22 protein-coding genes are annotated in these 26,380 nt (G+C 71.2%); 9 read left to right on the forward strand and 13 right to left on the reverse strand.

The window, feature by feature from the left end; translation table 11 throughout:
• Window positions 1-18 precede the first annotated feature (18 nt).
• Window positions 19-558, forward strand: a complete 540-nt coding sequence (locus ACZ303_RS09990; RefSeq protein ID WP_467336994.1) for a DUF742 domain-containing protein — start codon at window positions 19-21, stop codon at window positions 556-558.
• Window positions 539-1,120, forward strand: coding sequence for a GTP-binding protein (locus ACZ303_RS09995; RefSeq protein WP_467336996.1), 582 nt, complete (start codon window positions 539-541; stop codon window positions 1,118-1,120). The genes ACZ303_RS09990 and ACZ303_RS09995 overlap by 20 nt, the downstream gene beginning before the upstream one ends.
• A 164-nt stretch (window positions 1,121-1,284) precedes the next feature.
• Here the strand turns inward: ACZ303_RS09995 and ACZ303_RS10000 are convergent, their stop codons facing one another.
• From ACZ303_RS10000 to ACZ303_RS10010, 3 genes are all read right to left on the reverse strand, one after another.
• Window positions 1,285-1,482 carry an acyl-CoA carboxylase subunit epsilon gene (locus ACZ303_RS10000; RefSeq protein WP_467336998.1) on the reverse strand — a complete coding sequence of 66 codons (198 nt, stop codon included), beginning with the start codon at window positions 1,480-1,482 and terminating at the stop codon, window positions 1,285-1,287.
• 11 nt (window positions 1,483-1,493) lie between these two features.
• A complete protein-coding gene (locus tag ACZ303_RS10005) occupies window positions 1,494-3,077 on the reverse strand; it encodes an acyl-CoA carboxylase subunit beta (protein WP_467337000.1) in 1,584 nt (527 codons plus the stop codon).
• Between the two features lie 218 nt (window positions 3,078-3,295).
• Window positions 3,296-5,659, reverse strand: a complete 2,364-nt coding sequence (locus ACZ303_RS10010; RefSeq protein ID WP_467337002.1) for a polysaccharide lyase 8 family protein — start codon at window positions 5,657-5,659, stop codon at window positions 3,296-3,298.
• Between the two features lie 252 nt (window positions 5,660-5,911).
• Between ACZ303_RS10010 and ACZ303_RS10015 the strand changes: the two genes are divergently transcribed.
• Window positions 5,912-6,538 carry a YceI family protein gene (locus ACZ303_RS10015; protein WP_467337004.1) on the forward strand — a complete coding sequence of 209 codons (627 nt, stop codon included), beginning with the start codon at window positions 5,912-5,914 and terminating at the stop codon, window positions 6,536-6,538.
• A gap of 66 nt (window positions 6,539-6,604) precedes the next feature.
• Here ACZ303_RS10015 and ACZ303_RS10020 read toward each other — a convergent pair whose 3' ends face one another.
• Window positions 6,605-8,182 (reverse strand): FAD-dependent monooxygenase, encoded by a 1,578-nt coding sequence (locus ACZ303_RS10020; RefSeq protein WP_467337006.1) that lies wholly within the window; start codon window positions 8,180-8,182, stop codon window positions 6,605-6,607.
• Between the two features lie 104 nt (window positions 8,183-8,286).
• On the opposite strand from ACZ303_RS10020, the gene ACZ303_RS10025 reads away from it, so the two are divergent.
• Window positions 8,287-8,922 (forward strand): TetR/AcrR family transcriptional regulator, encoded by a 636-nt coding sequence (locus ACZ303_RS10025; protein WP_467337008.1) that lies wholly within the window; start codon window positions 8,287-8,289, stop codon window positions 8,920-8,922.
• A gap of 12 nt (window positions 8,923-8,934) precedes the next feature.
• Here the strand turns inward: ACZ303_RS10025 and cimA are convergent, their stop codons facing one another.
• From cimA to ACZ303_RS10045, 4 genes are all read right to left on the reverse strand, one after another.
• Complete coding sequence (cimA, locus tag ACZ303_RS10030) at window positions 8,935-10,551, reverse strand: citramalate synthase (RefSeq protein ID WP_467337010.1); 1,617 nt, start codon at window positions 10,549-10,551, stop codon at window positions 8,935-8,937.
• Window positions 10,552-10,861: 310 nt separating this feature from the next.
• Window positions 10,862-12,244, reverse strand: coding sequence for an MFS transporter (locus ACZ303_RS10035; RefSeq protein WP_467337012.1), 1,383 nt, complete (start codon window positions 12,242-12,244; stop codon window positions 10,862-10,864).
• Window positions 12,245-12,420: 176 nt separating this feature from the next.
• Window positions 12,421-13,524: a branched-chain amino acid aminotransferase gene (locus tag ACZ303_RS10040; RefSeq protein WP_467337014.1), complete on the reverse strand. Its 1,104-nt coding sequence runs from the start codon at window positions 13,522-13,524 to the stop codon at window positions 12,421-12,423.
• Between the two features lie 191 nt (window positions 13,525-13,715).
• On the reverse strand, window positions 13,716-14,777 hold the full coding sequence (locus ACZ303_RS10045) for a 3-isopropylmalate dehydrogenase (RefSeq protein ID WP_467337016.1): 1,062 nt from the start codon (window positions 14,775-14,777) through the stop codon (window positions 13,716-13,718).
• 129 nt (window positions 14,778-14,906) lie between these two features.
• Between ACZ303_RS10045 and ACZ303_RS10050 the strand changes: the two genes are divergently transcribed.
• The gene (locus tag ACZ303_RS10050; RefSeq protein ID WP_467337018.1) at window positions 14,907-16,496 is read left to right on the forward strand and encodes a purple acid phosphatase family protein; all 1,590 of its coding nucleotides are present in this window, start codon (window positions 14,907-14,909) and stop codon (window positions 16,494-16,496) included.
• Between the two features lie 37 nt (window positions 16,497-16,533).
• Here ACZ303_RS10050 and ACZ303_RS10055 read toward each other — a convergent pair whose 3' ends face one another.
• Complete coding sequence (locus tag ACZ303_RS10055) at window positions 16,534-16,689, reverse strand: hypothetical protein (RefSeq protein WP_467337020.1); 156 nt, start codon at window positions 16,687-16,689, stop codon at window positions 16,534-16,536.
• 351 nt (window positions 16,690-17,040) lie between these two features.
• Here ACZ303_RS10055 and ACZ303_RS10060 point away from each other — a divergent pair, with 351 nt between their 5' ends.
• Window positions 17,041-17,886, forward strand: a complete 846-nt coding sequence (locus ACZ303_RS10060) for a phosphatidate cytidylyltransferase (RefSeq protein WP_467337022.1) — start codon at window positions 17,041-17,043, stop codon at window positions 17,884-17,886.
• 186 nt (window positions 17,887-18,072) lie between these two features.
• On the forward strand, window positions 18,073-18,432 hold the full coding sequence (locus ACZ303_RS10065) for an SH3 domain-containing protein (RefSeq protein ID WP_467337024.1): 360 nt from the start codon (window positions 18,073-18,075) through the stop codon (window positions 18,430-18,432).
• Between the two features lie 91 nt (window positions 18,433-18,523).
• On the opposite strand, the gene pruA is transcribed toward ACZ303_RS10065, so the two are convergent.
• Window positions 18,524-20,155, reverse strand: a complete 1,632-nt coding sequence (pruA, locus tag ACZ303_RS10070) for an L-glutamate gamma-semialdehyde dehydrogenase (RefSeq protein WP_467337026.1) — start codon at window positions 20,153-20,155, stop codon at window positions 18,524-18,526.
• Window positions 20,156-20,206: 51 nt separating this feature from the next.
• Entirely contained in the window at window positions 20,207-21,133 is a 927-nt protein-coding gene (locus tag ACZ303_RS10075; protein WP_467337028.1) for a proline dehydrogenase family protein, read from the reverse strand.
• 227 nt (window positions 21,134-21,360) lie between these two features.
• On the opposite strand from ACZ303_RS10075, the gene ACZ303_RS10080 reads away from it, so the two are divergent.
• Both ACZ303_RS10080 and ACZ303_RS10085 read left to right on the forward strand, forming a co-directional pair.
• Window positions 21,361-22,596, forward strand: coding sequence for a helix-turn-helix domain-containing protein (locus ACZ303_RS10080; RefSeq protein ID WP_467337029.1), 1,236 nt, complete (start codon window positions 21,361-21,363; stop codon window positions 22,594-22,596).
• A 600-nt stretch (window positions 22,597-23,196) separates the two neighbouring features.
• Window positions 23,197-24,096, forward strand: coding sequence for an acyl-CoA thioesterase (locus ACZ303_RS10085; RefSeq protein ID WP_467337031.1), 900 nt, complete (start codon window positions 23,197-23,199; stop codon window positions 24,094-24,096).
• A 66-nt stretch (window positions 24,097-24,162) separates the two neighbouring features.
• On the opposite strand, the gene fabG is transcribed toward ACZ303_RS10085, so the two are convergent.
• Together fabG and ACZ303_RS10095 are read right to left on the reverse strand one after the other, a co-directional pair.
• Complete coding sequence (fabG, locus tag ACZ303_RS10090) at window positions 24,163-24,924, reverse strand: 3-oxoacyl-ACP reductase FabG (protein WP_467337033.1); 762 nt, start codon at window positions 24,922-24,924, stop codon at window positions 24,163-24,165.
• Window positions 24,914-26,368, reverse strand: a complete 1,455-nt coding sequence (locus ACZ303_RS10095) for a coproporphyrinogen-III oxidase family protein (protein ID WP_467337035.1) — start codon at window positions 26,366-26,368, stop codon at window positions 24,914-24,916. Before ACZ303_RS10095 ends, fabG begins: the two co-directional genes overlap by 11 nt.
• Between the last annotated feature and the right edge of the window lie 12 nt (window positions 26,369-26,380).

Genomic DNA, 26,380 nt, shown 5'->3' on the forward strand with positions numbered 1-26,380 from the left:
CAAGTTGGAGGAGGAGACGTGGCAACGCCCCCAGGCGGTTACCCGTACGGAAATGATCAGCAGGCGCAACCGCCGTTGAACCGCTTCAACTTCCCCTCCGCGCCAAGCCACCGGGCACCCGCGGAGCCACCGCGGCAGCCGCACGTCCCGGCGCAGCCGCCCCAGCAGCATCGGCGCGCGCAGGGTTCGCCCTCCGGGGGCCGGTCCGGGGGCAAGCACAATCCGCTGGTCCGCCCCTACGCGATGACCGGTGGCCGTACCCGGCCGCGGTACCAGCTCGCCATCGAGGCACTGGTGCACACCACGGCCCAGCCGTCCCAGCTCCAAGGGCAGTTGCCGGAACACCAGCGCATCTGCCATCTGTGCCGTGAGATCAAGTCGGTCGCCGAGATCTCGGCACTTCTCTCCATCCCCCTCGGCGTCGCCCGAATCCTCGTCGCCGATTTGGCGGAGGCCGGGCTCGTCGCCATCCATCAGCCCGGCGGCGACGAGTCCGCCGGCGGCCAGCCTGACGTGACACTGCTCGAAAGGGTGCTCAGTGGACTTCGGAACCTCTAGCGGCGAGGCAGTCCGCTCCACCACCTCCGCGAAGATCGTGGTGGCGGGTGGATTCGGCGTGGGCAAGACCACGTTCGTCGGTGCGGTCTCGGAGATCAACCCGCTGCGCACCGAAGCCGTGATGACTTCCGCGTCGGCCGGGATCGACGATCTCACGCACGCGCCGGACAAGACCACGACGACCGTGGCCATGGACTTCGGCCGTATCACCCTGGACCAGGACCTGATCCTGTACCTCTTCGGTACGCCGGGTCAGGACCGCTTCTGGTTCATGTGGGACGACCTGGTCCGCGGTGCCATCGGCGCCGTCGTCCTGGTGGACACGCGCCGCCTCGCCGACTGCTTCCCGGCGGTCGACTACTTCGAGAACAGCGGTCTGCCGTTCGTCATCGCCCTCAACGGCTTCGACGGGCACCAGCCGTACACCCCGGAGGAGGTCCGCGAGGCGCTCCAGATCGGCCCGGACGCCCCGATCATCATCACGGACGCACGCCATCGCGGTGAGGCCAAGAGCGCTCTGATCACGCTGGTCGAACATGCCCTCATGGCGCGCCTTCGGTGAGCCGTCGGCCGAGCCGACGCAAAAAGGTCCCCACACTCACGAGGAGTGCGGGGACCTTCTGCGTGGTGCGGCGGGCCCGATGAGCCGGCGTCAGCCCTGCCGGCTGTGCGGGCTCGACAGCGCTGGCCCGGGGGGCGACCCCCGGACCCTCGGCCGGAGGCGCGTCAGCCCTGCCAGCTGTGCGGGGCTCGGAAGCCGGGCGTGCGCTCCAGGCGACGCCAGCCGGCCGCGGTGCGGCGCGGGCGGGTCGGCGCCGGGTGGTTGCCGACGGCGGCGGCACGGGCGAGCAGGACCGCGGTGACGGCGGCGACCTCCTCCGCGTCGGCGGTGCCCTTCTCGACGCGTACGAGCGTGTTCTCCATGCGTGACTCCCTTACTGGGGCGGGTTGCCGTGCTTGCGGGAGGGCAGATCGGCATGCTTGGTGGCGAGCATGGCCAGCGACTTGATCAGCACCGACCGGGTCTCGACCGGGTCGATCACGTCGTCCACCAGTCCGCGCTCGGCGGCGTAGTACGGGTGCATCAGCTCGGCCTTGTACTCCTTGACCATCCGCGCCCGCATCGCCTCGGGGTCGTCCGCCTCGGCGATCTGCTTGCGGAAGATCACGTTGGCGGCGCCCTCGGCGCCCATCACCGCGATCTCGTTGGTCGGCCAGGCGTAGGTGAGGTCCGCGCCGATGGACTGCGAGTCCATGACGATGTACGCGCCGCCGTACGCCTTGCGCAGGATCACCGAGATCCGCGGCACGGTGGCGTTGCAGTAGGCGTAGAGCAGCTTCGCGCCGTGGCGGATGATCCCACCGTGCTCCTGGTCGACGCCGGGAAGGAAGCCGGGTACGTCCAGAAGGGTGATGATCGGGATGTTGAAGGCATCGCACATCTGGATGAAACGGGCGGCCTTCTCGCTCGCCTCGATGTCCAGCACCCCGGCGAGGGACTGCGGCTGGTTGGCGACGATGCCGACGACCTGGCCATCGAGCCGGGACAGCGCACAGATGATGTTGGTGGCCCAGCGCTCGTGGACCTCCAGGTAGTCGCCGTCGTCGACGAGCTCCTCGATGACCTTGCGCATGTCGTACGGGCGGTTGCCGTCGGCCGGCACCAGGTCCAGGAGCGCCTCGCCGACGCGGTCGGCCGGGTCCTCGCTCGCCACGCGGGGCGGGTTCTCGCGGTTGTTCTGCGGGAGGAGCGAGAGGAGGTAGCGGACCTCTTCGAGGCAGGTCTCCTCGTCGTCGTACGCGAAGTGCGCGACGCCCGAGGTCTCGGCGTGCACGTCCGCGCCACCGAGGCCGTTCTGGGTGATCTCCTCACCGGTGACGGCGCGGACGACGTCGGGGCCGGTGATGAACATCTGCGAGGTCTCGCGGACCATGAAGACGAAGTCGGTCAGCGCGGGGCTGTAGGCGGCGCCGCCGGCGCAGGGGCCGAGCATCACGGAGATCTGCGGGATGACGCCGGACGCCTTGGTGTTGCGCTGGAAGATGCCGCCGTAACCGGCGAGCGCGGAGACGCCCTCCTGGATACGGGCACCGGCACCGTCGTTGAGGGACACCAGCGGCGCCCCCGCCGAGATGGCCATGTCCATGATCTTGTGGATCTTGGTGGCGTGGGCCTCGCCCAGCGCGCCGCCGAAGATCCGGAAGTCGTGGGCGTAGACGAAGACCGTACGGCCGTGGACGGTGCCCCAGCCGGTGATCACACCATCGGTGTAGGGCTTCTTGCTCTCCAGGCCGAATCCGGTGGCACGGTGCCGCCGCAGCGGCTCCACCTCGGAGAACGACCCTTCGTCGAGGAGCAGGTCGATTCGTTCCCGGGCTGTCAGCTTCCCCTTGGCCTTCTGGGCCTGGGTCGCCCGCTCGCTCGGACCACGCCGAACCTGCTCGCGGATGGCGTGCAGCTCGGCGACGCGCCCACGGACGTCACTCGCCTCTACGGGCGCACCTTCGAGATTGCTCATGCATAGACGGTACGTGGCGAGGGGGCCCGAACCTCATGTCGGTTCCATACAACGTCATGTGCGATTTGGTGGGCAGGCGACACAGAAGCGCACAGTCGGCTCCGACCCGGTCACCCCCGATCGGGGGTGACCGCTGTGAATACCCCACAAAAGTCTTCGCCACGAGCCGTAGGCTGGGGAGCTTGACGGCGCCAGAGGTACGGCGACGTCACCGCTGGTCACCACAGGGTGACCCTACAGTGATGTGCAGTGCCCGCCGTTCCCGGTGCGATGCGCAGCCGCAGGGCGTCGCCTGTGGAGAGCACCCGCACCGAGGAGTCTTGTGCGGTTACCCGGCGTACTGGACGGGACCACGTGAGGTCCAGGGGTACGCCGGTGCGCGAGGGCTCGGAGAGGTGGAGGGTCGCGGTGCGACCGCGCACCCGGATGAGCACGGCGGAGGGTGCCGTGACGGCGAGCGCCCCCACTGCGCCGGGCGCCCAGAACGCGGCCGCGGTGAGGCCGAGCGTGGGCAGGCAAATGGCTTGGGCGTCGCGGGAGTTGGCGAGAAGCGTGAGCCAATGCGGGTCCGCGGCGCGGGCGGCGAGGGCGCGCGGGCCGGCGCCGGGCATCAGGAGGTGGGCGTAGGAGGCGTTCGTCGGGTCGGTGCCGTGGGGGTGGCAGAGGGTCAGATAGCGACGGGTGAGGCGATCGGGGCTGCCGCCGGTGTTGATGTCCCGCCAGGAGCCGGTGCGGGCCTCGCGCAGGGCGGTCAGTGGGGCGCCGCCGGGCAGGACATAGCCGCCGTGCCCTTCGAGGTGGACCCAGTGGACGCGCTCGTACGCACGTGACCAGCCGGTGTCGCGCGGCTGCTGCTCGCCGTCGACGGTGAGCAGCGGTGTGCCGCGCTCACCGAGATTGCGGGTGTCGACGACGGTTTCGACGGGGGTGCCGTCGCGGGCGGTGATGCCCGCGCCGAGGCAGACGACCGTATCGGCCGCGCAGAACCAGGACTTGCGCGCCTCCAGGGTGGAGCCGAGCCCCTTGAGGTGCTGTCCGATGACCGCGAACTCCCCGTCGGTGACGCCGCCGACCCAGCGCACGGCGGGTCTGGGCTCGCCCCAGCCACCGCCCTCGTTGTCGGCGAGCCGCTTGGCGGAGACGGTGGTTCCGGGCAGCCGGTAGGGGTCGGCGGTGGGCCAGAAGCCGTCCGTGTACTGGTCCTGGCCGGTCGGCCCGGCCCACCAGGAGAGCATGCCGGCTCCGGTGTGCCAGCCGCGCGGGTTCTCGCCGTTGCCGTTCTCATAGTGGGTGATGCGGTCGGAGGCCATGGCGATGTTGGCGACCCAGCCGGGGCGGCGGTGCACGGCGCGGTCCATGGCGGCGAAGAGCCGGTGGCCCACGGGCGCGGGGGCGGCGGGGCCGCGGGTGTCGAGGACGGCGGCGAGGCGGGCGAGTTCGGCGACGCCGAACTGCGGATCGGTGCGCAGCGGGGCACCGGTGTCCCGCTCGGCCCACCCTTTGATCAGCGCGTGCCAGCGGGCCCGTTCGGCGGCGCTCGCGCTCTCACCGAGCAGGGCGATGGCGGCGATGACCGCGTGCCCGCGCTGGTGGTCGCTCTGCGGCAGCCGCCGGGGGTCGGCGCTCTGCACACCGCGGCTGATGGCCCGGCCGGAGACGCTGTCCATCATCAGGCCGTTGTGGATGAGCGGCGCGTAGGCGTTCTCGACGCTGTCGTGGATGATCTGTCGCGCGGGGTCGGTGACCTCCCAGTCCGAGCCGCGCAGCAGGGCGAAGAGCCGGCCGAGTCCGTCGAGCAGCACCTGGCCGTACGTACCGGAGTAGGCGACCCAGGTGTGCTGGACGAACGAGCCGTCGGCGTAGAGGCCGTCACCCCGGGTGACATGGGGGAAGACCGGCGAGAGGGCGTCGCGGGCCAGGGCCGCTCTCGCCGGGTCGGCGCCGAGGACGGCGCGCAGGGCGACGACGCGGCAGAGGTCGACGCGGTTGGCGCCGGTGCTGGTGCCGGTGTAGTCGCGAAGGACGGTGTCGGGGACGAAGTGGCCGACGGCGTCGAGGTTCGCGGCCCGGCGCGCGGGGCCGGTGTCGTCGTGGAGCAGGGTGAGGGTGTCGAGGAGCAGCCGGGGGCTGCCGATCTGCCACTCCCACCAGTTGCCGTAGCGGGTGGTGCCGGGGTGGTAGACGCGCTCGTGGAGGTGGTCGAGCCCGGCGAGGATGTCGGCGGCGAGCCTGGTGTCGCCGGTGAGGCCGGTGCCGGGCTGGGCGTGGGCCTGGGCCATGGTGTGCAGGCGGGCGTAGCTCCGGGTGATGCCGGCGGGCGGGTCGAAGGGCGCGTCGGGCCACAGCGACATGGGGGCGGGCCGCATGGCGGCGCGGTGCGTGCGGGCGAGCTCGCCGGTCCGGCGCAGCACCGAGGCGTAGGGCTCGGCGGACGCGTCGAAGCCGGTCCCGAGCATGAGCTCCCGCCAGCGCCGGCGGAGCGGGAGGAAGGGGCCCGCCTCCCGGGCCGGACGGAAGGCGACGGCGCCCGCGGCGGAGATGGCGAGGAAGCCACGGCGGGTCCAGTCGGAGGCAGAGGGCACGGCGGTTCCTTCCCGGGCGGACGGGTCCGCGAGCACGGCGGGGCGCGGGAGGCACGGTCGCACCGTCCCACAGAAGGCGCAATGGCCATGACGCGACCGCTTCCGGGCCCCGCTGTCCCATCCGCCCCCCAGCCCTCAGTCCATCGCGGAATTCCCCCACCTCTAGATGTTGAAAGTTGAACCAGATCGCGCTACCGTCATTCTCGTTGAACCTTCAACTTCAACGCCACCCCCTCTCACGCAGGAGCAGTCATGGGCCTCTTCACCCGCAAGCACAGCAGCACCCCGACCACCACGGCCACCACCGCCACGCCGGTTGTGGACCCGGCACTGGCCGCCCTGACCGGCGCCTACACCGTCGACCCCGCCCACAGCAGCATCGGCTTCACCGTGCGCCACGCCATGGTGACCAACGTGCGCGGCTCCTTCGCCGACCACGAGGGCACCCTCCACCTCGACGGCGCCGACCCCTCCCGCTCCACCGCCTCCCTCGACGTCCGGATCGCCGGCGTGGACACCGGCATGAAGGACCGCGACGCCCACCTGCGCGGCGAGGATTTCTTCGACGCCGAGCGGTTCCCGCTGATGACCTTCCGCTCCACCACCGCCGAACAGCTCGGCGGCGACCGCTACCGCATCACCGGTGACCTCACCATCAAGGACGTCACCCGCCCCCTCTCCATCGACCTGGAGTTCAACGGCTCGGCCACCGACGTCTACGGCAACGAGCGCGTCGGCTTCGAGGGCGGCGCCGAGATCCTGCGCTCCGACTGGGGCCTGACCTGGAACGCGGCCCTGGAGGCCGGTGGTGTGATGGTCAGCGACAAGGTGAAGCTGACCTTCGACATCTCCGCCGTCAAGTCCCCGGCCCAGTCCTGACCCCCTCTCGAACGCCTCACGGATGCCGCCCGGAAGCCCGCCGATCCCCCTGTGGCAGTGCCCTGATCAGCGACCGAGCCCCCGCAGACGGTCGAGGACGTCCCGCGCCCGCCCCTCGTCCACGGTCAGCGCGACATGGTTGTCCGGCCGTACGAGCACCAGCGCGCCGTCCTCGACCCCGTAGGCCGCACGGGCATGGCCCTGGGGGTCGGACAGGCCCTCGCCACCGCCGTCGACGAGGCACGTCCGGACGAGGTCTCCGCACCCGGCCGCCACCTCGGCCAGCCCCGCCGCGCTGCCGGCACCGAAGCCCAGCAGGGTGAAGTGCGGCCCGGCGAAGACCTCGAAGAGGCGGACCGCCCGGCCCGTCAGCACGTCCCGGCACGGAGCGTCGGGAGCCCGGTCCCCCGCCCGCAGACCGCCCCCGAGTCCGCTCACCCCCTCGCCCTCGCGCCCGTCCGCGTCCCCGCCCCCGTCGGCGCGACCGCCCCAGGACAGTGACGACCAGCGATAGCCGACGCCGAGCGTGGTGATGTCGTCGGTGACGACCGCCTCCGTGCCCACACCCGCCTTCGCCACCGCCTCGCGCACCACCCGCAGCCGCTCGCCGGTCAGCTTCAGCGTCCAGGCCGCGACGGGCAGCCGCTCCTCCTCATAGGTGGCCAGCAGCGCCGGACCCGCCGCTCCGCGCGCGACGAGCGCGAGCTTCCACCCGAGGTTGAAGGCGTCCTGGATGCCGGTGTTCATGCCGAGCCCGCCGGCTATCGAGTGCACGTGCGCCGCGTCGCCCGCGAGGAAGACCCGGCCGACCTGGAAGCGGTCGGCCATCCGGACATTGATGCGGTAGCTCGATATCCAGGCCGGGTCGGCCGGCCGCAGCCCCGGTATACGGATGTGCCGGTCGAAGAGCCGCTGGAAGGACTCCACCGAGGGCTCGACCGGCCGGCCGTCGGCGTCCCGCTCGGGCGCGCCCTGCAACTGCCAGTGCCGGCTGCCGCGGAACGGACAGAGCATGATCGCACCGTCCTCGTCGAACCACTGGTGCCAGTAACCGGGGTCGAGGCCGTCGACCTCGACATCCCCGATCACCATGCACTCCTCGGCCTCGGTCGCCCCTTCGAAGCCGACGCCGAGCGCCTTGCGCACGGGGCTGTGCCCTCCGTCGCAGCCGACGAGATATCCGGCCCGGACCGATCGGCCGTCGGCGAGCGTCGCGGTCACCCCGTTCCCGTCCTGCGTGAAACCGGTGAGCTCACAGTCCAGTTCGACCTCGACACCGTATGCGGCGAGCTTGCCGCGCAGGATCTCCTCGGTGCGCCACTGCGGAATGATCAGCCCGCTCGCGTACGGGGTGTCGGGCGTGGGGACGCGGTCCCCGAACGTCACGTCATCGGCGAGCGCCACGCCGTCGCGGTACTTCCGCAGCACGATGTGCTCGATGCCCGACTCCGCGGCCTCCTCCCCCACCCCCAGGTCGTCGAACAGCTCCCGGCTGCGCTGGTTGAGCCCCTTGCCCCGGGACGCGCGGTGGAACGCGGCCGACTTGTCGATGATCCGCACGGGCACTCCGGCCCGGGCGAGCGTGATGGCGAGCGTCAGGCCGGTCGGCCCCGCGCCCACGACGAGCACATCGGTGGTGGTCATGGTCGTTCCCTCCGTCATCGGTAGAGCCATCAAAGCTCCCGGCGACAGAAAACGCAACCGAGTAACGAAAGTATCCGAGTAACACCACCTGATAGAGTGATCCCGTGAACGAGGAGACCGGACTGCGGGAACGCAAGAAGCAGCGCACACGGGAGACCCTGTCCAGGACCGCCATCGAGCTCTTCCTGGAACGCGGCTTCGACCAGGTGTCGGTCGCGGAGGTGGCCGCGGTCGCGGAGGTGTCGAAGCCGACGCTCTTCCGCTACTTCCCGGCCAAGGAGGACCTGGTCCTGCACGGCATCGCCGACCATCAGGGCGAGGCGGCACGCGTGGTGCGCGGCCGCGCCGCCGACCGGACCCCCCTGGCCGCGCTGCGCGCCCACTTCCACGCGCGGCTCGACGCCGGGGACCCGATCACGGGCCTGTGCGACAACCCCGCGGTCCTGGCCTACCGCGACCTGCTCTACTCCACCCCCAGCCTCCAGGCCCGCCTCACGCGCTTCGCCCACCAGGACGAACGGGACCTCGCCCAGGCCCTGTTGGAGACCGGTGCGACCGACGAGGTGACGGCGGGCCTGGCGGCCGCGCAGATCATCGCGGTCCACCAGGTCCTCGCCCGCGACAACTGGCGGCGCCTGGCCACCGGCCGCTCCGCCGACGCCGCCCTCCCCGACGCCCACGCCGACGCCGACCGCGCCTACGACCTCCTCGGCACGGGCCTGGCGGCCCAGAGCCTCTGAGGCCGCCCCGCTCTACTCCTGCGGCTCGACCCCCGCACGCCGCAGGCCGTAGGCGTAGGCGTCGTCCAGGGCCTGCCAGGACGCGGCGATGACGTTCTCCGCGACGCCGACCGTGGACCACTCGCCGCGCTCGTCGCTGGAGGAGACCAGGACCCGGGTGATGGATCCGGTGCCCAGGTCGCCCTCCAGGATGCGGACCTTGTAGTCGGTCAGCTTCAGCCCGGCCAGCTGCGGATAGATGCGTTCCAGTGCCACCCGCAGCGCCCGGTCCAGGGCGTTGACCGGGCCGTTGCCCTCGGCGGTGGCGACGATGCGCTCGCCCTTGGCCCACAGCTTCACGGTCGCCTCGTTGGCGTGCGTGCCGTCGGGGCGGTCCTCGACGATCGCGCGCCAGGACTCCACCCGGTAGTAGCGGCGGGCCCGCCCCTCGATCTCCTGGCGCAGCAGCAGTTCGAAGGAGGCGTCGGCGGCCTCGTACGTATAGCCCGCCAGCTCGCGCTCCTTGACGCGCTCGACGACGCGGCCGACCAGCTCCCGGTCGTCACCGAGTTCGACGCCCAGTTCCTTGCCCTTGAGCTCGATGGAGGCGCGGCCGGCCATGTCGGAGACGAGCATCCGCATGGTGTTGCCGACGCGCTCGGGGTCGATGTGCTGGTAGAGGTCCGGGTCGACCTTGATCGCGGAGGCGTGCAGTCCGGCCTTGTGGGCGAAGGCGGAGACTCCCACGTACGGCTGATGCGTGGAGGGCGTGAGGTTGACGACCTCGGCGATGGCGTGCGAGATCCGGGTCATCTCGGCGAGCGCGCCCTCAGGCAGCACCCGGCGGTCGTACTTCAGCTCCAGGGCGGCGACGACCGGGAAGAGGTTGGAGTTGCCGACGCGCTCGCCGTAGCCGTTGGCGGTGCACTGCACGTGGGTGGCGCCGGCGTCCACGGCCGCGAGGGTGTTGGCGACCGCGCAGCCGGTGTCGTCCTGGGCGTGGATGCCCAGCCGCGCGCCCGTCGCGGCGAGCACGGCGCGGACCACGGCGTCGACCCGGGCGGGGAGCATGCCGCCGTTGGTGTCGCAGAGGACGACCACGTCGGCGCCGGCCTCGTGCGCGGTGCGGACGACCTGGAGGGCGTAGTCGGGGTCGGCCTCGTAGCCGTCGAAGAAGTGCTCGCAGTCGACGAAGACCCGGCGTCCCCGGCCGCGCAGGTACGAGACGGTGTCGCGGATCATCGCGAGGTTCTCGTCCAGCGTGGTGCGCAGGGCGAGCTCGACGTGCCGGTCGTGGGACTTGGCGACCAGGGTGACGACGGGGGCGCCCGAGTCGAGCAGGGCGGCGACCTGCGGGTCCTCCTCGGCCCGTACGCCCGGCTTGCGGGTCGCGCCGAACGCGACGAGCAGCGCGTGCTTGAAGTCGATCTCCTTGCGGGCGCGCTGGAAGAACTCGGTGTCCCGGGGGTTGGCGCCGGGCCAGCCGCCTTCGATGAAGCCGACGCCGAAGTCGTCCAGGTGCCGGGCGATGGTCAGCTTGTCCGCGACGGTGAGGTTGATGCCTTCGCGCTGCGCGCCGTCGCGCAGCGTGGTGTCGAAGACGTGGAAGCTGTCGTCGAGGGGAAGGCGATCGTCGGTTGCGTCGGTCATGCTGCTCTGACTCCTGTCGGGATCTCGGTCTACCGGAATAACCGGTTCCACCGTCCCCTCATGGTCCCGCGCGGTGCCTTCGGCGGGGTGGGCCGGGGCACCAAAGGAAACGAAAAGACCTCTCGCGGATGCGAGAGGTCTGCGCGCGGGTCTGGGACGAGGGTGGCCGCGCCGTACGGGTGGTACGGGGCGGTCACTGCGGACCGGCGCGCCTGCGGCCAATAATCGTGGCGAGCGTAAGCACGGGGCCATCCTGGCATGGGTGTCCATGGGTGTGCCTGGTGGTCTCACTATGCGGTCACTGTTGCCCTCAAGCGCCGGGCGGGCTGGTTTTTGCGGGGTCCGTTGTCCCGTTCAGGTCACTGATGCCCTCAAACGCCAGGCGGGCTTGGCTTGTGGCCGGGCGGGTTTGATGGGTGTCCTGGCCGGCCGCCTTGGTCAGGTCGATGTCCCTCGTCTCCCGCATCGTCAGGTAGACGATCAGCGAGACCGCCGCGCAGCCCGCCACGTACCAGTAGAAACCGGACTCCACGCCTGCCTTCTTGAACCACAGGGCCACGTATTCCGCCGTCCCCCCGAAGAGGGCGTTGGCGATGGCGTACGGGAGGGCGACGCCCAGCGAGCGTACGGAGGTGGGGAACAGCTCCGCCTTCACGCACGCGTTGATCGATGTGTAGCCCGTGATGACGACCAGCGCGAGCAAGGACAGGCCCAGGGCCGGCCAGAAGGAGCCCGCGCGCTTGAGCAAAGTCATGATCGGCACGGTCAGGAAGGTGGAACCGACCGCGAAGGTGATCAGCAGGGGGCGGCGCCCGATGCGGTCCGACAGGGCGCCTGCCAGCGGCTGGAGGCACGCGAAGATCAGCAGCGCGCAGAAGCTGACGAGCGTCGCCGTCTGCTTGGGCAGGCCCGCGCTGTTGGAGAGGTACTTCGTCAGATAGGTGGTGTACGTGTAGTACGCGACCGTGCCGCCCATGGTCAGCGCGATCACCAGGAACGCCTCGCGCTTGTGGCGCAGCAGTGCGCGGATCGTGCCCCGCTCCTCCCGCGGGGTCTCGTCGGCGGCGTCGTACACCTCCGTCTCCAGCATGTTGCGCCGCAGGTAGAAGATGACGGCCGCGCCCAGGGCGCCCACGATGAACGGGATGCGCCAGCCCCAGCTGTGCAGTTCGTCGCTGGTGAGCGTGCGCTGGAGGATGATCTGGAGGCCCAGGCCGAGGATCTGGCCCGCGGTCATCGAGACGTACTGGAAGCTGGAGGCGAAGCCGCGCCGGCCGGGGGCGGACGCCTCGGTGAGGTAGGTCGCGCTGGCCGCGTACTCGCCGCCGACCGACAGGCCTTGGAGCAGCCGGGCGACGAGCAGGACGGCCGCGCCGCCGTAGCCCGCGACCGCGTAGGTCGGCGCGATGGCGATCAGTACGGCGGAGGCCGACATCAGCGTGACCGTCATGGTGAGCGCCGCCTTGCGGCCGCGCCGGTCGCCCACCCGGCCGAGCAGCCAGCCGCCGAGGGGGCGCATGAAGAATCCGACGGCGAAGAGGCCGGCGGTGTTCATGAGCTTCGCGGTGTCGTCGCCCGAGGGGAAGAAGGCACCCGCGAAGTACGTGGCGAAGCTCGCGTACACGAACCAGTCGAACCATTCGACCATGTTGCCGGCGGAGCCGACCCAGATCTTCTTCCAATGCTGTCCCATGGGTGATCACGGTGGCCCAGAGGCATCGCGGCGACAAGGGTTCCGGCGGCAACGATCACGCGTACTTGCGTGCGTTGTGTTCACGGGCACCCGTGTCCAGCGGTCCCGTCCGCGCCCGGATACGACGGAAGGCCGCCCCCGAGGTTCCGGGGGAGGCCTTCCGTGGGCGGCGGGCGTCAGCCGAGCTGGTGCATCCAGCCGTGGGTGTCGGCGGCGGCACCCGTCTGGATGTCCAGGAGCGCCTTGCGGAGCTCCATGGTGACCTCGCCGGGCCGGCCGTCGGCCACCGACCAGTCGGCACGGGCCGACTTCACGGAGCCGACCGGGGTGATCACGGCGGCGGTGCCGCAGGCGAAGACCTCGGTGAGGGAGCCGTCGGCGTTGCCGTTCTTCCAGTCCTCGACGGAGATGCGGCCCTCGCTGACCTCGTAGCCGAGGTCCTCGGCGATCTTGAGCAGCGAGGCGCGGGTGATGCCGGGGAGGAGCGAGCCGGTGAGCTCCGGGGTGACGATCCGCTTCTTCCCGTCGGCGCTGCCCCCGTACACGAAGTACAGGTTCATGCCGCCCATCTCCTCGATCCAGCGGCGCTCCACGGCGTCCAGCCAGACCACCTGGTCGCAGCCCTTCTCGGCGGCCTGGGCCTGGGCGACGAGGGAGGCGGCGTAGTTGCCGCCCGCCTTCGCGGCGCCCGTGCCGCCGGGGGCGGCGCGCACGTACTCCTCCGAGAGCCAGACGGACACCGGCTGCACGCCGCCGGGGAAGTAGGCGCCGGCGGGCGAGGCGATGATGACGAAGAGGTATTCGTTCGCCGGGCGGACACCGAGCCCGACCTCGGTCGCGAAGAGGAAGGGCCGCAGGTAGAGGGAGGCCTCGCCGGAGCCGGGCACCCACGCCTTGTCCTGGCGGACGAGCGCGTCGCACGCCTCGATGAAGGTCTCGACCGGCAGTTCGGGCATGGCCAGGCGGCGCGCGGACGCCTGGAAGCGCTTGGCGTTCTCCTCCGGGCGGAAGGTGGCGACCGTGCCGTCGGGCTGGCGGTACGCCTTGAGACCTTCGAAGATCGTCTGCGCGTAGTGCAGCGTCATGTTCGCCGGGTCGATCGACAGCGGCGCGTACGGAACGAGCTGGGCGTCGTGCCAGCCGCGGCCTTCTGTCCACTTGATGGTGACCATGTGGTCGGTGAAGTGGCGGCCGAAGCCGGGGTTCGCGAGGATGCGCTCGCGCTCGGCGTCGGACAGCGGGTGCGCGGAGGGCTTGAGCTCGATCGTGGGCGTCGTCATGGATGCGTGTCCTTCACATTTGTGTGTGGCGGACCGCGCTCGCTCCGTCCCGGTGGCTTCAGGACGTCCGAGCTTTCTCTCATGCCGCGGCCCCACGTTCGATTATCGCTCGCGTGGGGCCGGGGACGGAAACGTGTGCGCGGCCTGGGTCGATGGTCGCACCCAACCGCGTGGTAGCACAGCGGTGGGGCTTACCTGCTGACGTCGGATACGTCGGCTACGAGCGCCGATACGAGCGCGTCGCCGATCTCGTCCGTCGTACGGGACGAGCCGTCCCGCGCCGCGAGATCCGCCTCGACGGCGGCCTCGACGCGGGCCGCTTCCGCCGTCAGTCCGAGGTGGCGCAGCAGCAGCGCCACGGACAGGACGGTGGCCGTCGGGTCGGCCTTGCCGGTGCCCGCGATGTCCGGGGCGGAGCCGTGGACCGGCTCGAACATCGAGGGGAAGGCGCCGCTGGGGTTGATGTTGCCCGAGGCGGCGAGCCCGATGCCGCCGGTGACGGCGGCGGCGAGGTCGGTGAGGATGTCGCCGAAGAGGTTGTCGGTGACGATGACGTCGAACCGCTCGGGCTGGGTGACGAAGAAGATCGTCGCGGCGTCGACGTGCAGATAGTCGGTGGTGACCTCGGGGTACTCACGGCCGACGCGGTCGAAGATGTTCTTCCACAGGTGGCCGGCGTGGACGAGGACGTTGTTCTTGTGGACCAGGGTCAGCTTCTTGCGCGGGCGGGACCGGGCGCGCTCGTAGGCGTCGCGCACCACGCGCTCCACACCGTAGGCGGTGTTGAGGCTGACCTCGGTGGCGACCTCGGCGGGGGTGCCGGTGCGCAGGCTGCCGCCGTTGCCGACGTACGGGCCCTCGGTGCCCTCGCGGACGACGACGAAGTCGATCTCGGGGCGGCCGGCCAGCGGGGAGGCCGTGCCGGGGAAGAGCCGGGAGGGGCGCAGGTTCACATAGTGGTCGAAGGCGAACCGCAGTTTGAGCAGCAGCCCGCGCTCCAGGACGCCGGACGGCACGGAGGGGTCGCCGACCGCGCCGAGGAGGATCGCGTCGTGGTCCTTGAGGGATTCCAGTTCGGCGTCCGGGAGGGTCTCGCCGGTGGCGTGCCAGCGCCGGGCACCGAGGTCGTATTCCCTGGTCTCCAGCTTGGCGTCCGAAGGGAGGACTGCCGCGAGGACCTTGAGGCCCTGGGCCACGACCTCCGGGCCGATACCGTCACCGGGAATCACTGCGAGGCGAATGCTGCGAGACATAACGGGGACCGTACTCCCCGTCCCGCTGGATGACACGCGCCGTCCATCATGCGGACACATTGCGAGCCGGCAAGGTCACGTTCACTCAAAATCCGTGTCGGAGTCGTCGATTCCTGGCACGTTCGCGGCATGGACACACCACGGGTAGGTATTCCTGAGCACCTCGCCGACCGTATGACGATGCCCGAGCAGTACGAATATCTGCGGACGAAGCTGACCCGCCGCGGCATGCTCCGGGCGGGCGCCGCCACCGCGGGCGCCGTCACGGGAGCGGGCCTGCTGAGCGGCGGCACGGGCGCGTACGCCCAGCCCCTCTCCCCCACCCTGCTCACCCCGGCCGCCACGACGAGAGTGGACGGCGGGCTCGTCGCGCCCTTCGGCCGTCACCTCGCCTTCGGCGCCGACCCGAAGACGCAGATGCGGATCTCCTGGCAGGTGCCGTTCGCGGTCAGGCGGCCGTTCGTGCGGGTGGGCCTGAAGCCCTGGGACCTGAGCCAGAAGATCGAGGCCGAGGTGCGGGACCTGCACACCCCCGCGCTGCCCAAGAAGCTCCCGGCCGTCGACCAGGTCTATCTGCACGCCGCCCTGGACAACCTCCGCCCCGGCCGTACGTACTACTACGGCGTCGGACACGACGGCTACGACCCGGCCGACCCGCGCCACTTCTCCACCATAGGGACCTTCCGCACCGCCCCGGCGCGCGCGGAGAAGTTCGTCTTCACCGCCTTCGGCGACCAGGGCGTCAGCTACGACGCGCTCGCCAACGACCAGCTGATCCTGGGCCAGAATCCGGTCTTCCACCTGCACGCGGGCGACATCTGCTACGCCGACGACAGCGGCGCGGGCAAGCCGACCGACGTCTACGACGCACGGGTGTGGGACCAGTTCCTCGCCCAGACCGAGTCGGTCGCCAAGTCCGTGCCGTGGATGGTGACCACCGGCAACCACGACATGGAGGCGTGGTACTCCCCCAACGGCTACGGCGGCCAGAGCGCCCGCTGGACGCTGCCGCGCAACGGCGTCGACCCGAAGCACGCGCCGGGCGTCTACTCCTTCGTCTACGGCAACGTCGGCGTCGTCGCGCTCGACGCCAACGACATCTCGTACGAGATCGCCGCCAACGCCGGGTACACCGGCGGCAGGCAGACCGCCTGGCTCGACCGGCGCCTGCGCGAGCTGCGCGGCCGGCGCGACATCGACTTCCTCGTGGTCTTCTTCCACCACTGCGCCTTCTCCACGACGAGCGACCACGCCTCCGACGGCGGGGTGCGCGACGCCTGGCTGCCGCTCTTCGAGAAGCACAAGGTCGACCTCGTCATCAACGGCCACAACCACGTCTACGAGCGGACGGACGCGATCCGGGGCACGCACGTCGCCAAGAAGGTCCCGATCGGCGCGAGCGTCGACTCCACGCGCGACGGCATCGTGTATGTCACCGCCGGCGGGGCCGGGAAGTCGCTGTACGACTTCCCGGTGCCGGACAGCTACGAGGGCCACGTCAAGGACCTGGACGCCGTGGACACCTTCCACTGGGGCAAGGGCAAGGTGAAGCACCGGGAGACGGTGGAGTGGTCGCGCGTGCGCTACACCGGCTTCTCCTTCCTCGCCGTCGAGGTCGAGCCGGCGGCGCCGGGCGGCCGACCGCGGCTGCGGGTGACCGCGCTGGCGGAGAGCGGGCGGCGGATCGACCACTTCGACATCACCCGCCCGCGGCGGTAGGCGGCGCGGGGCTCGCGGGTTCGGCCGAACGGGTCGGTCAGTGGCCGGTGACGCCGCCGTTGTCGCGACGGTCCAGCGCCCGCTGGAGCGCGGCGGCGGCGTTCACCCGGTCGGTCTCGCGGTCGATCGCACGGTCGGCGCTGTCGGTCCTGCGGGCGGTGCGGCGGATCCTGCGGACGGCGGTTTCGGCCATGAGAGTCACGTCTCCTCCTGCGTGAGCTGATGCGCGTCGTGTACTGACCCCGGGGAACGTCGGAACGGGAGCCGGAAGAACCTCGAACGGGAGCCGGAAGAGGGGCGGGGGCCGGGGTGCCGCAGGGATCACCTGCGTGACGGCACCGGGCCGCGACCGCCGATCGCTCGATGGAGCGCGACGTTCGGCTTCTTCCACGCTAGGACAGCCGCGCGGTGCTGTCTGCCCAATTACTCGGTCTTCCTACTATCTGAGACGGCCCGCACCCGACGCCGGTCCGGAGCCGCCCCGCGCATGGGCGAAAGTGGTGCCCATGAACGGCCCGTACGCACGGAAGTCCTGGTAGGCGCGATGAGCATGCTGATCGGCGCGGAAGAGGCACTCACCCGCTCCATACCCGTCGTCGCCGGCGCCCTGGGCGTCGGCGGCGTCGCCGCCGCGGCCGTCCCCGCGCGCTTCCCGATCCGCGGCGCGCTGCGCCGCCGCTGGCTCACCTGGGCGGTGGCGGCGCCGCTCTTCCTCGGCGGGCTGGGCTGCGGCCCGGTCGGCGGGTGGGCGCTGGCGGCGGTGCTGGGACTGCCCGCGGCCGTCGAGTACGCGCGCCGGGCCCGGCTGGGGCGGGGCGAGCGGGCGGTGCTGGGCGCGGCCGTGCTGACGCTGCCGCCGCTGGCGTTCCTGGGACCGCACGTCTTCGGACTGCGGCTGCTCGCGCTGCTGCTCGTCGCGGGCGTGCTGCCCGCGGTGCTGTCCGGCGACACCGCCCGGGGCGGTGAGCGGGCGGCGCGCACGGTCTTCGCGCTGCTGTGGATCCCGGTGGCCCTGACCGGGCTCGTGGTGCTGGACAACGCCGCGGTCGCCGTCGGCGTGGCCGTGGCCTTCGGTGACGTGGCCGCCCGGTGCTGCGGCGGACCCCTGGCCCGGCTGGGCGGCACCCTGGCCCGTCCGCTGTCGCCCCACTTCCCCGACAGGACCTGGGCGGGCGTCCTCGTCGCGGGCATCGGCGTCGCGCTGGGCCTGGAGGCGGCCGGCGGCTTCACGCTCACCCTGTGGGCCGCGGTGCTGACCGGCTCCGTGCTGGGCGATCCGCTCGTACGCACGCTCGGCGACGGGCTCCGCGACGGGGGCGGCCGGTCCGTGCTCGACGGGATCGGACCCCTGCTGACGGCGCTGGCGTTCGCGATGGTGGTGACGCTGTGACGACGCCGCGCCAGGAGGCCGGCCGACCCGCCCGGTCGTGACAGGGGCGTGACAGAACCGCCGTGCGGGCGTCGCCGGAGGACACCTAGGGTGATGATCACCGCGGCAGTTGCCGTGATCCTGTTCGACCGCGCCCCGCGTGTGTCGTGCAGACGTCATCACGCCGAACCACCGGAGGACATTTCCGTGCGTCGTATATCCCTCGCGCTCACCACGGCCGCGCTGATCGGCGGCGCCGCCCTGGCCGCCCCGGCCCAGGCCGCCACCCCCACCGCCGCGCCGCAGCGCGTGGCGGCCGCCGCCAAGCCGTGCAACGCCGACAACGCGGCCATCTACACCGACGGCACCCGGCTGCGCACCAAGCCGAGCGCGTCCGGCTCCGTCAAGGGACAGCTCTACTTCAAGGACCCGATCCGCATCCTCGGCAAGTCGGGCAAGTGGGACTACGTCCAGCTGAAGGCCAAGAGCAGGGGCGGCCTGCCCAAGGGCACCCGCGGCTACGTGGCCCACGCCAACATCATCCCGCCGTACTGCGGCGGCCTGTAGGACCCGCTCCCGCGGCCGGCCACGGCCCGATAGAAGACACCGCCCCCCGGCCGGCTCGGGGCCGGTCGGGGGGCGGGGGTCAGGGGGCGGATCAGCCCATGTGCGGGTAGCGGTAGTCGGTCGGCGGGACCAGGGTCTCCTTGATGGAGCGGGCCGAGGTCCAGCGCATCAGGTTGGACGCGGCACCGGCCTTGTCGTTCGTACCCGAGGCACGGCCGCCGCCGAAGGGCTGCTGGCCGACGACGGCGCCGGTCGACTTGTCGTTGATGTAGAAGTTGCCCGCGGCGAAGCGGAGCTTCTCCATCGCGTCGGCCGCCGCGTAGCGGTCCTGGGCGATGACGGCACCGGTCAGCGCGTACGCCGAGACGGACTCCATCTGGGCCAGCATCGCGTCGAAGTCGGCGTCCTCGTAGACGTGGACGGCGAGGATCGGGCCGAAGTACTCGGTCGTGAAGACCTCGTTGGCCGGGTCGGTGCACTCGATGACGGTCGGGCGGACGAAGTAGCCGACCGAGTCGTCGTACGAGCCGCCCGCGACGATCGTGCACGTCGGGTCGGCCTTGGCGCGGTCGATGGCCGCCTTGTTCTTGGCGAACGAGCGGTCGTCGATGACGGCGCCGATGAAGTTCGACAGGTCGGTGACGTCACCCATGGTGATGCCGTCGACCTCGGCCGCGAACTCCTCCTTGAAGCCGTCCTCCCAGATGGAGCGCGGGACGTAGGCACGGGAGGAGGCCGAACACTTCTGGCCCTGGAACTCGAAGGAGCCGCGGGTCAGGGCGGTCTTCAGGATGGCGCGGTCGGCGCTCGGGTGGGCGACGACGAAGTCCTTGCCGCCGGTCTCGCCGACCAGACGCGGGTAGGACTTGTACTTCTCGATGTTGTTGCCGACCGTCTTCCACAGGTACTGGAAGGTCTTGGTCGAGCCGGTGAAGTGGATGCCGGCCAGCTCGGGGTGGTTCAGGGCCACCTCGGAGACGGCGATGCCGTCACCGGTCACCAGGTTGATGACGCCCTTGGGCAGGCCCGCCTCCTCCAGCAGCTGCATCAGCAGCACCGCGGCGTGGGTCTGGGTCGGGGACGGCTTCCAGACGACCACGTTGCCCATGAGGGCCGGGGCGGTCGGGAGGTTGCCGGCGATGGCGGTGAAGTTGAAGGGCGTGATCGCGTAGACGAAGCCCTCCAGCGGCCGGTGGTCGCTGCGGTTCCACACACCGGTGGAGTTGGCGACCGGCTGCTCGGCGAGGATCTGGCGCGCGAAGTGCACGTTGAAGCGCCAGAAGTCGACGAGCTCGCACGGGGTGTCGATCTCGGCCTGCTGAGCGGTCTTGGACTGGCCCAGCATGGTGGAGGCGGCCAGCGTCTCGCGCCAGGGGCCGGCCAGCAGCTCGGCGGCGCGCAGGATGATCGCGGCGCGGTCGTCGAAGGACATCGCGCGCCACGCCGGGGCGGCGGCCAGGGCGGCGTCGATCGCGTCCTGGGCGTCCTGGGTGGTGGCGTGGTGGAACGTGCCGAGGACGGCCGCGTGGTTGTGCGGCTGCACGACCTGGAACGGCTCGCCGCCGCCCATCCGCTTCTCACCGTTGATGGTCATCGGCAGGTCGATGGGGTTCGCGGCCAGCTCCTTGAGCTTGGCCTCGAGGCGGGCGCGCTCCGGGGTGCCGGGGGCGTAGGTGTGCACCGGCTCGTTGACCGGGGCGGGGACCTGGGTCACAGCGTCCATGGCCGTGTCTCCTTCGATCGGGGGGTCTCGGGGGGACGGAGTCGGGTGTGCTCAGCCCGTGGTGAGGATGGAACGGGCGAAGAACAGCAGGTTCGCGGGCTTCTCGGCCAGGCGGCGCATGAAGTAGCCGTACCAGTCGGTGCCGTACGCGGTGTACACGCGCATCCGGTGGCCGTCGGCGGCCAGCCGGAGGTGCTCGTCGCTGCGGATGCCGTAGAGCATCTGGAACTCGTACTCATCCAGTTTGCGCCCGGCCTGCCGCGCCAGTTCCTGCGAGATGGCGATCAGGCGCGGGTCGTGCGACCCGATCATCGGGTAGCCGTCGCCCGCCATCAGGATCTTGACGATGCGGACGAACGCCTTGTCGATCTCCGCCTTGTCCTGGAACGCGACGGAGGCGGGCTCCTTGTACGCACCCTTCACGATACGCACCCGGCTGCCGGCCGCGGCCAGGCGGTGGGCGTCGTCCTCGGTGCGGAAGAGGTACGCCTGGATGACGCAGCCCGTCTTCGGGAAGTCCTTCCGCAGCTCCTCGTGGATGGCGAACATCGAGTCGAGGGTGGTGTGGTCCTCGGCGTCCAGGGTCACCGTGGTGCCGATGGCGGCGGCGGCCTCGACGACCGGGCGGACGTTGGCGAGGGCCAGCTCGTGGCCGCCCTCCAGCGCCTGGCCGAACATGGAGAGCTTGACCGACATCTCGGCCTTCTCGCCGAGGCCGAGCTCCTTGAGGCGCTCGACCAGCTCCAGGTAGGCGTCGCGCGCGGCGTACGACTGCTCGACCGTGGTGATGTCCTCGCCGACGACGTCGAGGGTGACCTCGAGGCCCTTGGCCGCGGCGTCCCGCACGATCGGGATCACGTGGTCGACCGTCTCACCGGCGATGAAGCGGTCGACGACCTGCTTGGTGCCCGGGGCGGCCGACACGAAGCGGCGCATTTTGTCGCTGCGCGACGCAGCGAGGATCACGGGACCCAGCATGGGGCACCTCCACGATGACGGCTGTCCCCACGGCGGGGGACGGCATAAGTAACTCATCGTGAAACCTAGAGATCGCCTCGATCCTCTGCCATCGACAGCTGTCACGCATCCGTGGCCGGGATCTCAGACAGATGTATGACAATGGGTTTCCGTTGGTAGGCGTGCGTTCACGAGGTCGGCCGGCACGGGGTCGGCGAGGGATCGGAGAAGGAAGGGGTGCGCCCGGCATGCGAGGCGATTATCAGCAGCTCGTGGACGAGATCTCGGCGGCGCTCGGCGCGCCCGCGACCCTGGAGGACCGGGATTTCGGGCTGATCGCCTTCGGCGCCCACGGCGGTGACGACGATCTCGAACTGACGATGGACCCCGTACGGACCCGGTCGATCCTCCAGCGGCGGTCGACGGCGGCCGTACGGGCGTGGTTCGAGGCGTTCGGCATCGCCCGGGCGCAGGCGCCGCTGCGGATTCCCCCGGATCCGGCGGCGGGGGTGTTCAAGGGCCGCATCTGTCTGCCCGTACGCCATCGAGGTGTGGTCCACGGCTATGTGTGGCTGCTGGACGACGAGCATCTGGCGGGGCTGGACCTGAGCGTGCCGTTCGCGGATCCCCGGCTGGCCCAGGCGATGGAGACGGCCGCCCGGATCGGCGCGCTGCTGGCCGCCGAGGCCCGGGCGGGCGCCGAGCTGGGCGAGCTGCTGCGGGAGCTGCTGACGGCCCGGCCGGGCGGGCGGGACGCGGCGCGGGCCGCGCTGCGCGAGTCGCTGGGGTCCTCGGCGGACGGGCCGCTGGCGGTGGTCGCGGTGGCGCCGTGGCAGGTGGTGGGCGAATCCGACGGCCCGGCGGGCGAGGCCGATCAGCCCCCGGCGGACGGTCCTGGCTCGACGCTGGCCGCGCAGTCGGGCGTGGCCGCGCTCTGCGCGGTGCCGGACGCCCTGCCGGACGGTTCGGCGGCGCTCGCGGCGCTGATCCGGCTGCGGGCCACGACGTCGGCGGCGCCGGCGCTGACGGCCGCCGACCGCTTGCTGCGCTCGCCGCGCGCGGGCGGCCGGTCCGCCGCCGCGGCCGGGCTCGGCGCTCCGCGCCGGGGCCTGACGGAACTGCCGGCGGCGTGGGGCGAGGCCCTCGCGGCGGCGCGCGCGGCGGCCGCGGAGCCCCGCCTGGGCCCGGTGGCGGAGTGGTCGGGCATCGGCCCCTACCGGGTGCTGGCCGTGCTGCCGCCGGAGTCGGCGGCGGACATGTCCGTACGGCCCCTGCTGGCCCCGGCCCACGCCGAACTGGCCCGCACGGCCGAGACGTTCCTCGACCACGCCGGCCAGGCCGGCCGCACGGCCGCCGCCCTCGGCATCCACCGCCAGACCCTCTACTACCGCCTGTCCCGCGTCGAACAGCTCACGGGCCTCGACCTGGACAACGGCGAGGACCGGCTGCTGCTGCACATGGCGTTGAAGGCGGCGCGGCTGTAGGCGCTTCGCTGACCATGAAGGCGTTTCGTCGACAACGGACCGGCAAATCCGTGATGTCGCACCGCTCACCCCCGGCGTGGCCGCCCGCACGCCCGGGGCCTGCGCGGCGCGCCGGGTCAGCGCGGCGCCCAGGGAGGCCACCGCCGGTGAGTCGACAGGGCCGGCCCCGCTCAGCAGCAGCACCAGGTCGTCACCGGCGGAGGGGAAGTGCTCGGACACCAGGCGCCCGGCGCGGGAGGACTGCGCGTGGGGGTCGGAGAACCCGCCGTGGACCAGCCGGTTCTCCACGCCCAGACCGCCGATCGCGGTCAGGGCGAGGACGAGCGCGCTCACCCACAGCACGGCGGCACGCCGCCGGTACAGCGCCGCGCCGAAGCGATCGGACATAGGCGGGCCTCCCCGGTCGAGCGCGGACCCGAGGTCGTACGGAGCCGTCGGGTTCACGGCGGTTGTTCACCACGCGTGACTCCGAGGTACCGCACCGGCCCGCGTCCAGTCGGCAGTGCAACCCGGCCGCGCCTTCGGGCGGTTCGGTTGAGGGCCGGGTCCGCGGTGGAGATACTGGCTCCCGTGCGGTGACGCCGAGGTGAAGTGGGGTCCATGGATCAGGAACGTGCGCTGCCGGACCTGCTCGGCCTGCTCGATCTCGCCCCCGCTCCGGAAGGGGGCGACGGGGACCACTTCGTCGGGCGCCCGCCCCTGGAGCGGTCCTCCCCGGTGTACGGAGGGCATCTGGCCGCCCAGGCGTTGGCCGCGGCCGGCCGCACGGTATCCACTGGGCTGCCCGTGCACTCGGTGCACTGTTTCTTCCTGCGGCCCGCCCTGCCGACCGCGCCCTTCGACTACCGGATCGAGCGGGTGAAGGACAGCGCCTCCTTCGCCACCCGACGGGTTCACGCGACCCAGCGCGGCCGGGAGATGTTCGCCCTGACCGCCTCCTTCCACCGCCCCGAGCCGGGCCTCGGCCACCAGGACCCCATGCCGCCCGTCCCGGCTCCGGAGAGCCTGCCGACCTACGAGGAGCGGCTGACCACGGCGTTCGGCCAGGTGATGCAACCCCTTGGGAAGCCGTACGAGCTGCGCTTCGTCGGCCCGCTGGGCTTCGACGCGGAGAAGGACCCGTCGCTGGTGTCCTCCCGGACTCAGGTATGGGTACGAGCCAAGGGCGAACTGCCGTCCGGGGCGACCGCCGGCCGCGAACGCCTGCTCCACGCCTGCCTGCTGGTGTACATCTGCGACGTCACCATGCTGGAGACGGTCCTGGTCCGGCACGGCATCTCGTGGTTCCATGCCAGCGGCCGGAGCATCGACTACACCGTGTGGATCCACCGCCCCGTCCGCGCGGACGAGTGGCTGCTCTGCGCCCTTGAGAGCCCGGTGGCCTGCGGAGGGCGGGGACTGGTCCTGGGGCGGGTCTTCACCCGCGACGGGACGCTGGTGGCCACCCTGGCGCAGGAGGGCCTGATCCGGGTGAGCGGCGGCCATGGGGCCCTCGGCTGAGGGCCCCATGCCGCAGTCGGAAGTCGGGTGGCCCGGAGGCGTGGTTCCTCCGGGCCGCCCGGCTTCTCAGACGACCAGGCCGCCGGATACCTCGATGGCCTGCCCGGTGATGTAGCGGGCGTGGTCGGACGCGAGGAAGCACACCAGGTGTGCCACGTCCTCGGGGAAGCCGAACGCCTGCCCGGGAATCATGGACTTCAGGAACTCGGCCTTGTCCTCCGGCATCGCCGCCGTCATGTCCGTCTCGATGAGCCCGGGGGCGACGGCGTTGACGGTGACGCCCCGGGCGCCGATCTCTTTGGCCAGGGCCTTGGTGAAGCCGATGACGCCGGCCTTGGCCGCCGAGTAGGCCGTCTGGCCGGGGACGCCGTGCAGCCCGGACGAGGAGGCGATGTTGACGATGGCGCCGCTGCGCTGCTTCACCAGGGGCATCAGCAGCGGCTTGGTGACGGTGTACATGCTGTCGAGGTTGGTGGCGATGACCTCGTGCCACTGCTGCGGGACCATGCGGGCAAACAGGGTGTCACGGGTGACGCCGGCGTTGTTGACGAGGACGTCGAACCGGTCCAGATGGTTCAGGGCCGCAGTGGTGAAGCGTTCGGCCTCCTCGGCGTCGGCGACCTGGGCGTACAGCGGGACGCAGCGCCGCCCGGGGTGGGCGGCGCGCAGTTCCTCGGCCAGGGCGCGGGCCCGTTCCTCTCCGCTGTGGTACCCGAAGACGACGTCGGCGCCCTGTGCCAGCGCCAGCCGCACCACCGCGGCGCCGATGCCCCGCGATCCGCCGGTGACAACGCAGCCGCGCCCCGCCAGGGGGAGGTCATCCGCCACTGCCCGCCCCGGGCACCGGCAGCGTCACGCCCGTCGCGGCGGCGGGCCGGCGCGACTCCTTCTTGCGCTGTGCGGCCTCCTCGCGCAGCTCGCGGTAGCGCTCCTCGGCGAGGAGGCCGGAGATCATGGGGGCGTAGAACGCGCCGTCGCCGACCAGGTGGATCCGCTCCGGGGTGATCTCCGCGTAGCCCCGCTCGGCCAGGGCGTCCCAGACGGTGGCGAACTTCTCGTAGACGTCGAGGCCGAAGGCGGCGCGGTACTGGGTCCGGTCGATCTCCGTGCTGATGAGGCTGCGGAAAAGCAGCATCATCAGCCAGTCGTCGGGGGTGTGCCTAAAGCCCCGCTCGACCGGGAACCGGCCGTGGTCGATCGCCGCCTTGTACTGGGGCAGGCTGCGGTGGTTGATGAACGACCAGGAGCGGTCCGGCGGTAGCGCGGGGTTGCCGAAGAAGGTGATCGCCGCGTAGCCGAGCCCGAGGGTGTCCAGGTGGTCGAAGCGGGTGGTGTAGCCCTCGCGGAAGTCCCGGGCCGTGGGATCGCCGGGGCGGCGGAAGTTGTAGGTCGACAGCTGCTGGTAGCCGTGGTCGAGCAGGAAGTCCCGCCCCGCCCGGTACATCTCCAGGTTGGCCAGGGTGCTGGGCAGCTCGTGGTAACGGTTGAGCGCGAAGTCGGTCGGGCCGCCGACGTTCAGCTCGTAATGCGTGATGTCGTGGACGTCCCAGGAGACCAGGGTCTCCAGATCTTCCAACAGGGTGTCCACGGTCTGCTGGGGCCAGCCGAAGATGAGGTCCACGTTGGCGGACAGACCGAGTTCGCGGGCCCACTCCAGGCTCTGGATGACGTGCTTGGTCGTCTGTTTGCGCCCGCTGAGGCTGTTGAGCCGTTCGTTGACCTGCTGGACGCCCATGCTGATCCGGTTCATCCCGGAGTCGCTGATCGCCTGCATCTTCTCCCGTGTGAAGAGCTGGGGAATGCCCTCCAGGGTGAGGTCCGCCTGTTCCGGGATCTCGGGGAAGAGACGGCGCACCATGTCCATGATCCGGTGGTAGACGGGGGCCCTGTAGAGGTTCGAGGTGCCCCCGCCGAAGTAGGCCCCGGCGAGGACGGTGCCCTCCATCTGCTCCCGGTACATCTCGGCTTCGCGTTCCACGTAGCCGTAGTAGTTCTCCAGTGCGGCGTTGCCCTGGAACTCCTCGACGGGGAACAGGCAGTACCCGCACTTGCCGGGGTCGGTCTTGATGCAGTAGGGCACGCCGATGTACAGGAACACCGGGGACTTGCCGTGCGCTTCGCGCAGTCGGCGGCGGTCCTCCCTGATCTCTTCGAGTGGCACGGACAGGTCGTTCCAGAAGCGCGGCGACGGGAAGCCGTGCTGGATCTTGTTGACTTGGCGCTCGCCGAGGTGGCTGTCGAGGTAGCTGTTGACGAAGTCGGGGCTCAACACGGTTGCTGGCAC

It is taken from the genome of Streptomyces sp. NPDC023527, from assembly GCF_055560115.1.

Excerpts from the sequence above, each read along its gene's own strand:
- ACZ303_RS10000 (WP_467336998.1), bottom strand. The coding sequence starts at position 1,482 with ATGGAGAACACGCTCGTACGCGTCGAGAAGGGCACCGCCGACGCGGAG.
- ACZ303_RS10005 (WP_467337000.1), bottom strand. The coding sequence starts at position 3,077 with ATGAGCAATCTCGAAGGTGCGCCCGTAGAGGCGAGTGACGTCCGTGGG.
- ACZ303_RS10015 (WP_467337004.1), top strand. The coding sequence starts at position 5,912 with ATGGGCCTCTTCACCCGCAAGCACAGCAGCACCCCGACCACCACGGCC.
- ACZ303_RS10020 (WP_467337006.1), bottom strand. The coding sequence starts at position 8,182 with ATGACCACCACCGATGTGCTCGTCGTGGGCGCGGGGCCGACCGGCCTG.
- cimA (WP_467337010.1), bottom strand. The coding sequence starts at position 10,551 with ATGACCGACGCAACCGACGATCGCCTTCCCCTCGACGACAGCTTCCAC.
- ACZ303_RS10035 (WP_467337012.1), bottom strand. The coding sequence starts at position 12,244 with ATGGGACAGCATTGGAAGAAGATCTGGGTCGGCTCCGCCGGCAACATG.
- ACZ303_RS10040 (WP_467337014.1), bottom strand. The coding sequence starts at position 13,524 with ATGACGACGCCCACGATCGAGCTCAAGCCCTCCGCGCACCCGCTGTCC.
- ACZ303_RS10045 (WP_467337016.1), bottom strand. The coding sequence starts at position 14,777 with ATGTCTCGCAGCATTCGCCTCGCAGTGATTCCCGGTGACGGTATCGGC.
- ACZ303_RS10050 (WP_467337018.1), top strand. The coding sequence starts at position 14,907 with ATGGACACACCACGGGTAGGTATTCCTGAGCACCTCGCCGACCGTATG.
- ACZ303_RS10055 (WP_467337020.1), bottom strand. The coding sequence starts at position 16,689 with ATGGCCGAAACCGCCGTCCGCAGGATCCGCCGCACCGCCCGCAGGACC.
- ACZ303_RS10060 (WP_467337022.1), top strand. The coding sequence starts at position 17,041 with ATGAGCATGCTGATCGGCGCGGAAGAGGCACTCACCCGCTCCATACCC.
- pruA (WP_467337026.1), bottom strand. The coding sequence starts at position 20,155 with ATGGACGCTGTGACCCAGGTCCCCGCCCCGGTCAACGAGCCGGTGCAC.
- ACZ303_RS10075 (WP_467337028.1), bottom strand. The coding sequence starts at position 21,133 with ATGCTGGGTCCCGTGATCCTCGCTGCGTCGCGCAGCGACAAAATGCGC.
- ACZ303_RS10080 (WP_467337029.1), top strand. The coding sequence starts at position 21,361 with ATGCGAGGCGATTATCAGCAGCTCGTGGACGAGATCTCGGCGGCGCTC.
- ACZ303_RS10085 (WP_467337031.1), top strand. The coding sequence starts at position 23,197 with ATGGATCAGGAACGTGCGCTGCCGGACCTGCTCGGCCTGCTCGATCTC.